We start from the raw sequence: 14,881 nt of genomic DNA, 5'->3' as shown, positions 1-14,881 counted from the left end.
GTGGTAACTAGGACAGCAAGTTCTAGTTATTCCCGGTATGCCATGTGGCGCATGGGGTTTCCGGGTCTCGACCGACCGCACGTTGCGCGGTCAAACCGAGGGTATGTTGGGCCACCGACGAGAGATGCCGGAGCGGGGCCGGCCGAGCGAGAGGACGGCGCTTTGCGCATTGGCACGATAACTGTTGGCGCACTTGGTGAATGGACGTTGAGCCCCGGCTCCGTCACCTCGTGGCACCCCACCCCAGCCGCGGCCGAGAACGCCCGGCAAGCACCTGTGAGTTTGGTGCCAGTCAGCTACATGCAGAGCCAACATCTGCGAAATTACTACGAACGGAACGAAGCTGGCCTAAACTTCTCGCGCCAAATAATCGCCAGCTGCGATGTCGCGGGCCAGTGCGACATCGCCGCGATGGACCATGCCCTCAACGCATACCTGCGTAGGCATGACACCTTCCGCAGCTGGTTCGAGCGCGCCGAGGACGGGACGTTCGTACGGCACTCCATCAGCGATCCAAGCGAAATCGAGTTCGCGCCTGTAACACAAGGGCATATGACGGTCGATGAAATACGCAGCCACGTCACCGACATACCGAGCCCACTGGAATGGGGATGCTTCACCTTTGGAATCATCCAGAGCGAGAACCACTTCACGTTCTTCGCCGCCATGGACCACGTACATGGTGATGCGACGTTGATTGGCACCACCATGATGGAAGCCAACGGAATGTACTCCGCGCTGAGCGGAGGCGGGCAGGCGCTCACGCTTCCCGATGCCGGCAGCTTCGACGACTTCTGCACTCGCGAACGCGAGTTCACATCGGCATTGACCCTGGATTCGCCCGGGGTACGCGCGTGGATCGACTTTGCTGAGAACAACAATGGGACGTTTCCCGAGTTCCCGCTTCCACTGGGCAACCCGGCCGAAGCGACCACCAGCACCATGACCTCCCTGTCGCTGATGACCCCAGAGCAGACGGACCGATTCGAGTCCGCCTGCTCAACTGCCGGCTCACGGTTCGTCGGTGGTCTGTTCGCCTGCCTCGGCCTGGTCGAGCACGAATTCACCGGGGCGGTCACCTATTACGGTCTGACTCCGAGGGATTCGCGCACAGCTAGCGACAATTTCATGACGCAAGGCTGGTTTACCGGCCTGATCCCGATCACCGTTCCGATCGCGGCAACCTCTTTCAACGATGCGGCGTACGCCGCACAGACCGCCTTCGATTCGAGTCTGGACATGTCCCGGGTGCCGTACTACCGGGTCCTGGAATTGGCGCCGTGGCTGAAGTGGCCGGAACCGAACTTTCCGGTGTCGAACTTCTTCCACGGTGGCGCCGCTCCGCTCAACGCCATCCTCGCGGCGGGCGAGCTGGGCCTTGCCGACAACATCGGCATCTATCCGGACGGCCGATTCTCCTACCAGTTGACCATCTACATATTCCGGTACGGGGAAGGGACAGCGATGGCGATCATGCATCCCGATAACCCGATCGCCGAGAAGTCGGCGCTGCGCTACATGGAGGCCATGAAGTCGGTGTGCGGGCGAGTCGCGGACAGCGGTCACTGGGGACGCGTCGCGTAGCTTGAGCGACATCAGAATGAGGGTGAGGAAGATATGCGGCGGCTAGCCGATTTCGTGGTGCGATGGCCATGGGCGGTGATAGGCGCCTGGGTGGCGCTGGCCATCGCCCTGCCGCTGACCTTCCCCTCACTGACCGAAATGGCGGAGAAGCATCCGCTCGCCATTTTGCCGGCCGATGCTCCGTCGAGCGTCGCCGCCAAGAAGATGACCGAGGCGTTTCACGAATCGAGCAATGACGACCTGCTCCTGGTCGTGTTCATCAACGAGAACGGACTGGGGCCCGAGGACGCCGCGACCTACCGCAAGGTGGTGGATGCGGTACGACACGACCTGACCAGCGTCGTGTCGGTTCAGGACTTCATCGGCACACCCGAGCTGCGAAAGTTTCTGACGAGTCAGGACAACAAAACCTGGATTCTGCCGATCGGCCTTGCGGGCGAGTTGGGTACGCCCAAGGCCTTCGACTCGTACAACCGGGTGACCGGCCTCATCCAGCGCAGCGCCCAGGGCAGTCCGACGACCGTGCACATCACCGGTCCGGCGGCCACGGTCGCCGACCTCACCGTCGCAGGACAACAAGACCGCCTACCGATCGAACTCGCGATCGCCATCTTGGTGCTCGCGGTGCTGCTATTGGTCTATCGCAGCGCACTGACGATGATGCTTCCACTGGTGACAATAGGGTCCTCGCTAGTGATCGCGCAGTCCGTGGTGGCGGCTTACTCGCAGCTGACCGGGGCCGGCGTCTCAAACCAGTCCATCGTGTTCCTCAGCGCGATCCTGGCGGGCGCGGGCACCGACTATGCGGTCTTCCTCATCAGTCGCTATCACGACTATCTGCGGGCGGGTAAGACCTACGACCAGGCGGTCCGCGCCGCGATGATGTCGATCGGAAAGGTGATCACCGCGTCCGCCACGACGGTGGGTATCACCTTCTTGCTCTTGAGCTTTGCCAAAATGGGAGTCTTCCAGACGGTCGGAGTGTCGTCGGCCATCGGGATCGGTGTCGCGTACCTGTCCGGAATGACCCTGCTGCCCGCAATCCTGGTACTGGCCGGACCACGCGGCTGGGTCAGGCCGCGGCGCGAACTCACTGCGCAGTTCTGGCGGCGGTCCGGCATACGTATCGTTCGTCGTCCGATTCCACACCTGGTGGCCAGTGTGGTGGTCCTGGCCCTGCTGGGGAGCTGCGCCCTGCTGGCGCGCTACAACTACGACGACCGCAAGGCCGTGTCGCCGTCGGCACCCAGTTCGGTCGGGTACACCGCGCTGGAACGGCACTTCCCGCTCAGCCAGTCCATTCCCGAATACATCCTCATCCAGTCGCCGCGTGACCTACGCACCCCGCAGGCTCTCGCCGATTTGGAACAGATGGCGTCCCGCATCGCGCAGCTCCCCGACGTCGGCCTGGTCAGCGGTGTCACCCGCCCGCTCGGTGAGGTGCCACCCGAGTTCAGGGCCACCTATCAGGCGGGGCTTGTCGGCACCCGGCTGGCCGACGGCTCCAACCAGATCAGCCAGCGCAGCAGCGACCTCAACCGGCTCACCGCCGGCGCCAACACCTTGGCCGGCAGCCTCGGCGACCTGCGCACCCAGCTCAACAAGATCGTCCCCGGTCTGCAGAGCCTGCTCGATGCGTCCAACTCGCTGAAGACCAAATCAGGCGGCGACGAACTGGTGCGGAATGTGGACAACGCCGCCAAGCTCGTCGATGCCATCAACGCGCTCGCCAATGACATGGGGTGGAACTTCTCCGCCGCAAAGGACATGTTCGCCTGGATCAACCCGGTGTTGAACGCATTACAGGCCAACCCGGTCTGCGATGCCGATGTCTCCTGCGCCACCACCCGCGGCCAGTTCGAGCGACTCGTCGGCGAACGCAACAGCGGACGCCTCGACGAAATCAATCAGCTCGCCCATCAGCTCGGGAATTCACCGGGCAACAAGGCAACACTTTCGGCGACGGTAACCAAGCTCAACGCCTCGCTCATGAGCGTTATGAACGGGCTGCAGGCCATGGGCCTGGACAAGCCCGGCGGTCCGCAAGCCGGACTCAACCAGCTGCGGCAGGGCGCCGACCGCCTGGCCGGCGGTAGCCAGCAGGTGGCCGGCGGTGTAGATCAGCTCGTCGGACAGATCAAGGTGATTGTCAACGGACTTAACCAGGCATCGGCCTTCCTGCTGACGATGAAGACCAATGCCGCGGACCCGTCGCAAGCGGGATTCAACATTCCCGCCGAAGTGCTGAACAATCCGGATTTCCAAAGAGCGGCCAAGGCTTTCATCTCACCGGACGGCCATTCCGTGCGGTACCTCGTTCAGACGAAGCTCAACCCGTTCAGCCCCGAGGCGATGGACCAGGTCAACCAAATCAGCGATGTCGCCAAGGGCGCTCAGCCGAACACCACGCTGGCCGATGCCACGATATCGATGGGCGGGTTTCCGACTGCCCTGCGCGATACGCGCGACTACTACCAGCACGACATCCAGTTCATCATCGCGGCGACACTCATCGTCGTGCTGCTGACACTGATGGTGTTGCTGCGGGCGATCGTCGCGCCCCTGTATCTCGTCGGGTCGGTGGTGCTGTCGTATTTCGCTGCCATCGGTATCGGGGTGCTCACGTTCCAATTCCTGCTCGGCCAGCAGTTGCATTGGACGGTGCCGCCTTTGGCCTTCGTTGTGCTGGTCGCGGTGGGCGCCGACTACAACATGCTCTTCGTGTCACGAATGCGGGACGAGTCGACGAACAGTGTGCGCTACGGGATCATCCGCGCCCTGAATTCCACAGGTGGTGTGATCACCGCCGCCGGGCTCATCTTCGCTGCGTCGGTCGGTGGCCTGCTGTTCTCTAGCATTGGAATCGTGGTCCAAGGCGGCTTCGTGATCGGCGTGGGAATTCTGCTGGACACCTTCGTCGTCCGAACCATCACCGTGCCCGCCATCGCGGCGTTGGTGGGATGGGCCAACTGGTGGCCGTCACGGGTCAGCAAGCGCCAGAGACCGTCGGTGGCGTCACCGCCACCCGCAGCACCCGCGACGCAGGCGGGCTAGCACCAGAAATGTATGTGACACTGAAAATGAAGCCGAGCGGTCAGGAGCACGGATGAAAGACCTCCTCGCAGGAGCGGCCCTGCTGGTAGTCGCCAGCATGACAGGCTGTTTTGGCATCCCGTCCGCTGTCGCCGATGACCCACAGGTGCCCGGACCGCCGATCCCCCGAATCGCGGCAGACGGGACAGCGATGCCCGCGCCGGTATCGCCGGATCGGACCGCATACGCCCTGGGCGGTGCGCACGTGCTCGGCATCCCCTATGACGAGTACATCCGGATGACCGGCAAGGACTGGTTCCCGGGCATGAAGCGGGAAAACATCTGGTACCCCGCTGGACAGGTCCAGGGTCACACCCTGGAGCGCTTGTTCCCCGGCATCGGCCCGGTCGGGGAAAAGATCATGCCCGGCCTGGGTCTGGACGGCCCCAGCATCGGCGAGTCAATCGACGTCGGCGAACCCAACCTCGAAAACGCCATTCGCACAGGCGGTCCCGGCACTGCGATGGGGCTCTCCGAAGGGGCGCTCGTACTCAACGCCGTCAAATCAGCGCTGGCAAGCGATCCGACCGCGCCGGCGCCGGACTCACTGACGTTCGCGACGTTCGGCGATCCGGTCGCGCGGCACCCGTTCGGTGAGAGCTTCCTGACGCAGAACTTCGCACCCGGATCGGTGGTGCCGTTCATGGACTACACCGTGCCGGCTCCGGTCGAAAGCCAGTACCACACCGACCAATTCATCTCCGCGTACGACAGCATCGCGGACTGGCCGGACCGGCCGGACAACTTGTTTGCGGTTGCCAATGCCATCGCGGGTCTGGCCACCGGCCATACGGCGATTGCCTTCACCAATCCGAAAATGGTTCCGCCGCAAAACATCCGGACGGAAGTTAACTCCCGGGGAGGAACGACGACGACGTACTTCATCCCCGAACAGCACCTTCCCCTGGTGCTGGGTTTCAAATACCTCGGCGTTCCCGAGGAGACACTGAACAGGCTCGACGCAATACTGCAGCCTCGAGTGGATGCGGGCTACTCCCGTAACGATGACCCGGCGACGGCGCCGATCGCGGTGGACCCGGTGCGCGGTTTTGACCCCGCCAAGGTCACGGCACCAGCATCGCAAGCGACCTTCGGCGGCGGTGCCGATCCGCTTTCACAGATCACCAGCGGCGCTCTGGCCGTGCTGGGCAACGGCACGCGCTCAGCCCCTCCCAATTAGTACGGACGTGACACCATGACACCTTCAACCCAGTCATCCATCCTGTCGATGCTGCACGGCCGGGCGAGCCTGCGCCCGGATGACATCGCGTTCACCTTCACCGACTACAGCCACAGCCCAGCCGGCGTCGCCGAAAGCCTCACCTGGTCAGAGTTGTCACGTCGTACCTTCAACGTGGCTCGCGAACTCAGCCAGCACGCGGCGGCCGGCGACAGGGCGCTCATCCTGGCTCCACAAAGCCTCGAGTACATCCTGGCCTTCCTGGGTTCCATGCAAGCCGGGCTGATCGCCGTGCCGCTCCCGCTGCCACACCGCGGTTCGAGCCTTGACCGGGTGAGTGCCGTCTTCGATGACACCTCGCCCTCGGTGGTTCTCACGACCTCGGCCGTTGCCTCAGATGTGGGCGACTATGTCGACCAGTCGCGACTCGAGATCGCCCCCAAGATCATCGAGATCGACACGCTGCGGCTCGACATCGACGGCGGGCCAAGCATCGTTCCGGCCGACGTACCGGACATCGCGTACCTGCAGTACAGCTCGGGTTCGACCCGAACACCCACCGGCGTCGTGCTGTCCCACCGCAACCTTCAGTCGAATTTCGAACAGTTGATGCGCAGCTTCTTCGTGGACACCGGTTCCCGGATTCCGGCGGATGCCACCATCGTGTCCTGGTTGCCCTTCTATCACGACATGGGTCTGGTGCTGGGTGTCTGCGCCCCGATCCTGGGCGGCTATCACGCCGACTTGACCAGCCCCATCGCATTCCTGGAGAGCCCTTCGCGGTGGGTACGTGCACTGGCCAAGAACCCACACGCATGGTCCTCGGCACCCAACTTCGCCTTTGATCTGGCGGCCCGCAAGACGACCGATGCCGACCTGGCCGGGCTCGACCTGGGCGGAGTTCTCGGCATCATCAGCGGCGCCGAACGCGTCGAGCAGGCCACCTTGCGGCGCTTCGTCGATCGGTTCGCGCACTTCAACTTCCAGGACCACATGATGCGCCCGTCCTATGGGCTGGCGGAGGCCACCGTCTTCGTGGCCTCGGGCACCTGGAGCGAGACCAAGCCTGCTGCTCATTTCGACGTCGAAGAGCTGTCTGCGGGCCGCGTGCGGCGCTGCCCGGCTGGGACCGGTACTGCGCTGGTCAAATACCATGTGCCGCAATCCCCCACCGTGCGGATCATCGACAGTGACACACACCGGGAGTGCGCACCGGAGGTGGTCGGCGAGATCTGGGTGCACGGCGAGAATGTCGCCTCCGGCTACTGGCGCAAGTCACCCGAGGAACAGCGGTGCTTCGGTGCGAAGGTGACCGAGCCGTCGCCCGGCACTCCGGAAGGCCCCTGGCTGAGAACCGGTGACCTCGGCTTCATCTCCGAAGGCGAGCTGTTCATCGTCGGCCGCATCAAGGACCTGCTGATCATCCGCGGGCGTAACTACTACCCCGAGGACATCGAGGCGACGGTTCAAGAGATCACGCGCGGTCGAGTCGCGGCGATATCGGTCCCGTTCGACAGCACTGAGAAGCTGGTGACCGTCATCGAGCTCAAGAAGCGCGCTGATTCTGACGAATCGTCGGCGCACTGGCTCCATGAGATCAAGAGCGAGGTCACTTCGGCGATAGCCAACGCCCACGGCGTGAATGTCGGAGACCTTGTGCTCGTGCCGGCCGGGTCGCTTCCCACCACGACGAGCGGCAAAATCCGGCGCGCGGCCTGCGTCGAGCAGTATCTCCAGGACGAGTTCACCCGACTGGACTCGGACACTCGCGTCGGGGTTTCCTGATACCGACGCGACTGGCGAATGTCGTCAGATCGCGGCTAACCCGACGGCGAGCAGCACACATCCGACCACAGCCAGCACTAGCGCGATATTACGGCGACGGTTGGACTGTATCCAGCTGTTGAGCCGCGCCATCACCTCAGCCGTGCGCTCCGGCGCCACAACATGAGCCAGTAGCGGTATCTCGATCAGCGCGAAGGCGATGATGTTGAACATCAGCAGGGCGCTGACCTGCGTGGCTGCCGGGGTACCCGAGGCCACGATCACGGCCAGCGCGGCCAGGAAATCGACCGAAGGCAGCGCGATTCCCAGCCCGGCAACCAATGCCACCCACAGTGATCCGCCTGTCGCGATGGACTGAATGCGCCCGGTGACCTTGTCCAACTGCGCATTAGACGACGGACCCCGCACTCGCGACGCCAGCAACGCGGCGACGAGCAGCGCCGCCACCCCGATGCCGATCTGCACCCGCGGTAACGTGAATTGCGCCGATCCGGTCGATACGTGCCGGAAGGTGAAAAGCACCACGAGCCCCACCGCCGTCCCCATGGCGAACCCGCCACACAGAAACGCCAGCAACTGCAGCTGTGGGCGCGGCCGATTCAGCATCAGCACCGTCATGCCCAGCCGAAACGGTTCGAAGCTGACGGCAAGGGCCATCACCAGCAATGTGATCCACATATGTCAGGGCTGCAGCCGCTCAATCCGCCCGTCTTGCAAGACAATCCGGTTGTGTACGCGGTTCTCACGGCCCTGCCAGAACTCCACCGTCTCGGGAGCGATCACGTAGCCACCCCACTGCGGGGGCACCGGCACCGTCTCCACATCGGCGAACCGAGCAGTGACGTCATCAAGCTGAGCCAACAGTGCCGCGCGCGATTCGATGGGCGCCGACTGCTGCGAGGCCCAGGCCCCCAGCTGCGATCCGCGCGGACGGTTGGTCCAGTAGTTGGCGGTCTGGGCCGGATCGACCTTGGTCACCGCGCCACGCACGTGGACCTGCCGCCCCAGCGCGTACCAGGGAAAGGTGACGCTCGCGTAGGGCGCTTGCTGGAGTTGGCGCCCCTTGGCGGAGTCATAGTTTGAGAAGAACGTCACACCCACGGAGTCGAACCCCTTGCACAGCACCGTGCGCGTCACGGGCCGGCCGCCATCGACGGTGGCAAGCACCATCGCATTCGGTTCGGGAATCCCGGAGGACACCGCAAGGTCAAACCACTTGCGCAACAAGGGAAGCCAGCCTTCGGCCAGCCAATCGACATCCAGATCACCGCTGCCGTCCTTTTCTCCGGGACGGTAGTCCGAGCGCAGCCATTCGGTCACGAAAATCACGCTACAGGCGAGCGTCTAAGAGAGATCGAGGTGACTAAGAATCACCCTTATTTGCAGGTGCAAGAATCGCCTTTACCGAGTTGTTACCCACAGGTAGGGAGTCGAGAATCATGACGGTTGCAGCGCCGCTACCAGCGGATTTCGCACCTGGACTGGAGGGCGTGACCGCCTTCGCCACCGAAATCGCCGAGCCCGACAAGGACGGCGGAGCCCTGCGCTACCGCGGCGTCGACATCGAGGATCTGGTCGCCCAGCGGGTGACCTTCGGTGACGTATGGGCACTGTTGGTCGACGGCAAGTTCGGCCAGGGGCTCCCGCCTGCCGAGCCCTTCCCCATCCCGGTTCACACCGGTGACGTCCGCGTCGACGTGCAGGCCGGGCTGGCCATGCTCGCACCCATCTGGGGCTTTGAGCCGCTGCTGGACACCGAGGAATCCGTCGCCCGAAATCAGCTGGCCCGCGCCTCGGTGATGGCGCTTTCGTACGTCGCCCAGTCCGCACGAGGCAACGCCGAACCCGCCGTACCTCAACGCCTGATCGATGAATGCTCCACCGTGACAGAACGTTTCATGACGCGCTGGCAGGGCGATCCCGATCCCAAGCACGTCGAGGCCATCGACGCCTACTGGGTGTCGGCCGCCGAACACGGTATGAACGCCTCTACCTTCACCGCCCGGGTCATCGCCTCCACCGGTGCCGATGTGGCGGCCGCCCTCTCCGGTGCGGTGGGCGCGATGAGCGGTCCGCTGCACGGTGGCGCACCCGCCCGCGTACTGCCGATGATCGAGCAGGCGGAAAGGACCGGCGACGCCCGCGGCGTCATCAAGGGCATCCTGGATCGCCGCGAGAAGCTCATGGGCTTCGGCCACCGGGTGTACCGGGCCGAGGATCCGCGGGCGCGCGTGCTGCGCAGCACCGCCAAGCGCCTCGACGCCGCTCGCTACGAGGTGGCGGCCGCCGTTGAGCAGGCCGCCCTCACCGAGCTGCGCGAACGTCGTCCCGACCGCGTCATCGAAACCAATGTCGAGTTCTGGGCAGCGGTCATTCTCGACTTCGCGCAGGTACCGACCCGCATGATGCCGGCGATGTTCACCTGTGCCCGCACCGCGGGCTGGAGCGCGCACATCCTGGAGCAGAAGCGTCTCGACAAGTTGGTACGTCCGGCCGCACTGTATGTCGGCCCCGGGCCGCGTCCCATCGAGTCCGTGGAAGGGTTCGGGCTGCTGCGCTCTCGGGTAGACGCATAACCTGAACTTCTGGCGTCACTACGCGTGAGGTGGTTGGGTGGGGCCTATGACCCCTCCCGACCTCCCACCAGTAGAACCCTCCGTTTCTCCCTACATCATCGTCGAGGATTCCCGCGCGGCGATCGAGTTCTATAAGAAGGCCTTTGGTGCCGAAGAGCTCGGCCTACTGGAGACTCCCGACGGCAAGGTGATGCACGCTGCCGTCAAGATCAACGGCACGACCATCATGATGAACGACGATTTTCCCGAGTACAACGACGGCAAATCCAGCACGCCCACGGCCCTCGGCGGCACCCCGGTCACCATCCACCTCACGGTGCCCAATGTCGACGACTGGTTCAGCCGTGCCGTCGACGCCGGAGCGAGCATCGAGATGCCACTCGAAGACCAGTTCTGGGGCGACCGCTTCGGCGTCATCAAGGACCCGTTCGGGCACCTGTGGTCATTGGGCCAACCGGTGAAGATCGTCAACCCCGAAGACCTCAAGAAGTACGTCGCCGGCGGCGGCGAGTAGGCCCTACCGAAGCAGCTCTTCCAACGCCGATCCGCGGATCGCCTTGCGCCACAACGGTGGCTGTGGGGCGTTCGCGGCCACGCGAAGCATTTCCGGCACCGAGACGAACTTGTCACGCGGACGGCCTTCGGCCTTGCCGCGCGCAATCTCCGCACGGTCGATCGCCAGCCAGCCATCGTGATCGACAATCGTAGGCTGGCTCCGCTGGATCAGCTTGGATAAGCCCGACAGCCGTTGCACGGGATCGGCGAGCAGTCCGTTGTTGTAATCCTCCACCAGCGAGGTGATGGTCTGCTGTGAGCAGGACTTGTTGGTCCCGATGAATCCGGTCGGACCGCGCTTGATCCATCCCGCCACATAGGTTCCGGGATGTGCCTTGCCAGTGGCCGGATCCGTCACGCGCCCTTGCTCATTCGGGATAATTGCCTGCTGATCGTCGAACGGCACATCAGGCATCGGCACGCCACGGTAACCGATCGAGGTGAGCACCAGTCCCGCATCGATGGTGTCGACAGCGTCGCCATGCTGGAACTCGATGCCCGTCACACGCTCCTCCCCCAGCACCTTGAGGGGGGTGCGGTTGTAGGCGAAACGAATGGTCTTACCGCCCGGCTCCCGAGCCTCGCGCGGGCAGGTGCTGAGCACCTCCAGCTTCTGGCGGGTCAGCGGCTCCAGATGCGTCTGCAGCGCCTCGTCGACCAGCTTGGCGGTTTCGTCATCGATCACCACCGTCATATCGGGCAACCCCACGAGACCAAGCAGCTCGGGGAGCGTGAACGCGGAGTGTTCCGGCCCACGGCGCCCGACGATGACCACCTCGCGCAGTGCGCTGCTGCGCAACGCGGTCAGTGCGGTGTCCGAGATATCCGTACGCGCCAGGCGGTCGGTGCTCCCGGTGAGCACACGCGCTACGTCCAGAGCCACGTTCCCGTTGCCGATTACGACGGCACGTTCGTGATCGAGGTCAACCCGGAAGTCGGTGTAGTCAGGGTGGGCGTTGATCCACGCGACAACCTCGGTGGCGGTGGCGCTACCCGACAGTCCGATCCCCGGGATATCCAGGCGCCGATCGGAGGACGCTCCAACGGAGTAGATCACCGCATGGTGATGCGCCAGCAGTTCGTCATGGCTGACGTCCTTGCCTACCTCGACGTTCAGGAAGAACTCGAAGTTGGGCTGCGCGGCCATCGTGTCGAAGAGCTTGGTCACCCGCTTGGTCTGCTGGTGATCGGGGGCGACCCCGGCGCGCACCAAACCGTAAGGGGCAGGCAACCTCTCGAACATGCTGACCTTCACGTTCGGCTGGGTCAGCAGTTCATCGGCGGCGTACATGGCCGCGGGGCCGGAGCCGACGATGGCCACCTTCAGTCCGCGCCCGCTGGAGCGGACGGGCGGCGCCTGAATGACCGGAGCCAAGCTGGCGCGGGGGATTTCGCGCGGATAGAACTCGGAGTTGATCCGCAGGAAGGGCAGCTGCTCTTCCTTGAGCACCGAGTCCGGCTTGATGGCATCGACCGGGCACGCCGCGACGCAGGCACCGCAGTCGACGCATGCCGATGCGTCGATGTGCAGCATCTCCGCCTTGAGGAAATCTGGCTCATCCGGCGTGGGGTGGATGCAGTTCACCGGGCATGCGTAAACGCAGGAGCCCTCGTTACAGCACGCCTGGGTAACTACGTGCGGCATCAGGCGGGAACAGCGCTGTGTGAATCAGCCACTGCGGCTTCGGGAGCCGAGTAGTTCACCAGCGGGCCACGCTGCGGCTCGCTGCGGTAACGGGCTGCACGGCCATCGATGTGCAGCACCCGCCACACCAGCTTGGCGACGGGGTTCATCATCCCGGTTTCCCGGACCAGCATCCGCACGTCGGAGAAGACCTCGCTCATCGTCTGGCGCGAGGCAGGGCTCTTCCAGAAGATCTCCTTCATCACGTCCTGCGGGATGTCGAACTTCCTGGCGAAGCTGCGCGGCGGCGTCATGATGGCGCCCATCAACACCCGCATCGTGATCGGGGTAGCGATGGACAACACAAATCGGTTGAACCAATGCATGGCCGGGACGCGCTTACGCAGGTACTCGTGTGCGAACGAGATGTGGCGGGCCTCCTCAGCCACATGGATCTCCATGACGCGCTTCATGATCGGGTGCAGATTGTCACCCTCACGCAGCACGTTCTTCTGCGTGTGGTCGATGGGCTCCTCACCGGCGAGCACGCCCACGAAGAACATCTCCGGGAACGGCGTGGAGGCCAGCGGAACGAACGGGGACAGCCAGCGCAGCAGACGCGGCATACCCGGCACGTCGACACCGAGGCGGTTGACCATCTCCTGGAACATCAGGGTGTGGTTGCACTCTTCGATGGACTCGTGGTTGAGGTACCGGAACTCCGGGGAGCCATTGGGCACGCTGAAGGCGTACTGGATCAGACCGCGGATCAGGATGCTCTCGAAATGCAGGCCGACCTTCGCGACGTTGGCCTGGCGCCACATGCCGATCTCGATCTGCTTCTCCAGCGGCTGCGCCTGGTACCAGGGGTGACGGCCGAAGGGGTCGGTCCGGTGCGGAAGCACCCAGCGCGGGTCATTGGGGACGACCGCATACTCCGGGTTATCCCAGTCGATATCGATGAAGGGATCGAAGTTCCGGTTCGTGGAGCCGTGCGACAGGGTCTCGAGCACCTGGACATAGCTCGCGTCGGCACGTACTTCCTTCTTCGCGCGGAGCTTCTCGCGGAGCGACATGGCTTTATCTCCTTTGATTCGTCCAAAGACGCGGTAACGGACCTGCAAACTTTTACGTTCTGGGGCTACTTGAAAGTCTACAAGCTCTGGGCGAGTGTAAACAGGGCGAGAAGGCCCTTTCTAGGTTTGGGACGAAACGTCCCATGTGACGTTCTCTACGGGCTTTGTTTTGTGTGAGGCAGGTCTCAATAGGCCACCGTTTAGGCTGGTAGCCGTGGCTGAATTGACCATCCCCGCTGACCTCCTGCCCGCCGACGGACGTTTCGGCTGTGGCCCCTCCAAAGTGCGGCCCGAACAGCTGCAATCCCTCGTGGACGCCGGAGCCGCCCTCTTCGGTACGTCACATCGGCAAGCACCCGTCAAAAACCTCGTCGGTCGTGTCCGCGAGGGCCTCAAGGAGCTGTTCAAGGCTCCCGAGGGCTACGAGGTAATCCTCGGCAACGGCGGCTCCACGTTGTTCTGGGACGCTGCCGCGTTTGGCCTGATCCGCGAGAAGTCGCTGCACCTGACCTTCGGCGAGTTCAGCGCCAAGTTCGCCTCCTGTGTGGCCAAGAACCCGTTCGTCGGCGACCCGATCAAAGTGGTGGCCGACGCGGGCAGTGCTCCCGCTCCGGTCTCAGATCCGTCCGTTGACGTGATCGCCTGGGCGCACAACGAGACCTCGACCGGTGTCATGGTTCCGGTCCAACGTCCGGCCGGCTCCGAGAACGCGCTGGTGCTCATCGACGCCACCTCCGGCGCCGGCGGGCTGCCGGTGGATCTGTCTGAAGTGGACGCGTACTACTTCGCGCCGCAGAAGAACTTCGCCGGCGACGGCGGACTGTGGCTGTCACTCATGAGCCCGGCCGCCCTGGAGCGGGTGGAGGAGATCGGTGGCAGCGGACGCTGGGTGCCCGACATCCTGTCGCTGCCGATCGCCGTGGAGAACAGCCTCAAGAACCAGACCTACAACACCCCGGCCATCGGCACGCTGCTGCTGCTGGCCGATCAGATCGACTGGCTGCTGAGCAATGGCGGTCTGGATTGGGCCACCAAGCGGACGGCGGATTCGGCATCGCGGCTGTACTCCTGGGCCGAAGCGACGTCGTTCACCACACCATTCGTGGCGGACCCGGCGCAGCGCTCACAGGTGGTGGGCACCATCGACTTCAACGACGACGTGGACGCGGCCGCCGTTGCGAAGGTGTTGCGCGCCAATGGCGTGGTGGACACCGAGCCGTATCGCAAGCTGGGCCGCAACCAGCTGCGGGTGGCGATGTTCGCGGCCATCGACCCCGAGGACATCTCCCAGCTGACGCAGTGCATCGACTGGGTCGTCGAGCGTCTCTGATTCAACGCCTTACGCCCCGAGTGGGAACCTGACGAGGAAAAACACCGCAAAAACCGCGTCAGGTTCCCACTCGACCGG

11 protein-coding genes are annotated in these 14,881 nt (G+C 64.0%); 7 read left to right on the top strand and 4 right to left on the bottom strand.

Annotated elements, in window-relative coordinates; translation table 11 throughout:
• Positions 1 to 162 precede the first annotated feature (162 nt).
• The 4 genes from BB28_RS04155 to BB28_RS04140 are packed head-to-tail and all read left to right on the top strand — an operon-like array spanning position 163 to position 7,642.
• Positions 163 to 1,584, top strand: a complete 1,422-nt coding sequence (locus BB28_RS04155; protein WP_046252635.1) for a condensation domain-containing protein — start codon at positions 163 to 165, stop codon at positions 1,582 to 1,584.
• A gap of 33 nt (positions 1,585 to 1,617) precedes the next feature.
• The gene (locus BB28_RS04150; protein WP_046252634.1) at positions 1,618 to 4,638 is read left to right on the top strand and encodes an MMPL/RND family transporter; all 3,021 of its coding nucleotides are present in this window, start codon (positions 1,618 to 1,620) and stop codon (positions 4,636 to 4,638) included.
• 52 nt (positions 4,639 to 4,690) lie between these two features.
• On the top strand, positions 4,691 to 5,857 hold the full coding sequence (gene pe / locus BB28_RS04145) for an acyltransferase PE (RefSeq protein WP_046252633.1): 1,167 nt from the start codon (positions 4,691 to 4,693) through the stop codon (positions 5,855 to 5,857).
• A 15-nt stretch (positions 5,858 to 5,872) separates the two neighbouring features.
• Positions 5,873 to 7,642, top strand: coding sequence for an AMP-binding protein (locus tag BB28_RS04140; RefSeq protein ID WP_075874103.1), 1,770 nt, complete (start codon positions 5,873 to 5,875; stop codon positions 7,640 to 7,642).
• A 24-nt stretch (positions 7,643 to 7,666) separates the two neighbouring features.
• Here BB28_RS04140 and BB28_RS04135 read toward each other — a convergent pair whose 3' ends face one another.
• Positions 7,667 to 8,320 carry a GAP family protein gene (locus BB28_RS04135; RefSeq protein WP_046252631.1) on the bottom strand — a complete coding sequence of 218 codons (654 nt, stop codon included), beginning with the start codon at positions 8,318 to 8,320 and terminating at the stop codon, positions 7,667 to 7,669.
• A 3-nt stretch (positions 8,321 to 8,323) separates the two neighbouring features.
• Positions 8,324 to 8,971 carry a pyridoxamine 5'-phosphate oxidase gene (gene pdxH / locus BB28_RS04130; RefSeq protein WP_046252630.1) on the bottom strand — a complete coding sequence of 216 codons (648 nt, stop codon included), beginning with the start codon at positions 8,969 to 8,971 and terminating at the stop codon, positions 8,324 to 8,326.
• 110 nt (positions 8,972 to 9,081) lie between these two features.
• Between pdxH and BB28_RS04125 the strand changes: the two genes are divergently transcribed.
• Entirely contained in the window at positions 9,082 to 10,218 is a 1,137-nt protein-coding gene (locus BB28_RS04125; RefSeq protein WP_046252629.1) for a citrate synthase 2, read from the top strand.
• Positions 10,219 to 10,264: 46 nt separating this feature from the next.
• A complete protein-coding gene (locus BB28_RS04120; RefSeq protein ID WP_046252628.1) occupies positions 10,265 to 10,732 on the top strand; it encodes a VOC family protein in 468 nt (155 codons plus the stop codon).
• 3 nt (positions 10,733 to 10,735) lie between these two features.
• Here the strand turns inward: BB28_RS04120 and BB28_RS04115 are convergent, their stop codons facing one another.
• Both BB28_RS04115 and BB28_RS04110 read right to left on the bottom strand, forming a co-directional pair.
• Positions 10,736 to 12,418: an FAD-dependent oxidoreductase gene (locus tag BB28_RS04115; RefSeq protein WP_046252627.1), complete on the bottom strand. Its 1,683-nt coding sequence runs from the start codon at positions 12,416 to 12,418 to the stop codon at positions 10,736 to 10,738.
• On the bottom strand, positions 12,418 to 13,473 hold the full coding sequence (locus tag BB28_RS04110; protein ID WP_030094347.1) for an AurF N-oxygenase family protein: 1,056 nt from the start codon (positions 13,471 to 13,473) through the stop codon (positions 12,418 to 12,420). The genes BB28_RS04115 and BB28_RS04110 overlap by 1 nt, the downstream gene beginning before the upstream one ends.
• A 214-nt stretch (positions 13,474 to 13,687) precedes the next feature.
• Between BB28_RS04110 and serC the strand changes: the two genes are divergently transcribed.
• Positions 13,688 to 14,803, top strand: a complete 1,116-nt coding sequence (serC, locus tag BB28_RS04105; protein WP_046252626.1) for a phosphoserine transaminase — start codon at positions 13,688 to 13,690, stop codon at positions 14,801 to 14,803.
• Positions 14,804 to 14,881: the final 78 nt, after the last annotated feature.

Origin of the sequence: Mycobacteroides chelonae CCUG 47445 (assembly GCF_001632805.1) — a bacterium.
Lineage (GTDB): Bacteria > Actinomycetota > Actinomycetes > Mycobacteriales > Mycobacteriaceae > Mycobacterium > Mycobacterium chelonae.
This window is presented reverse-complemented; position numbering and strand designations above follow the sequence as displayed.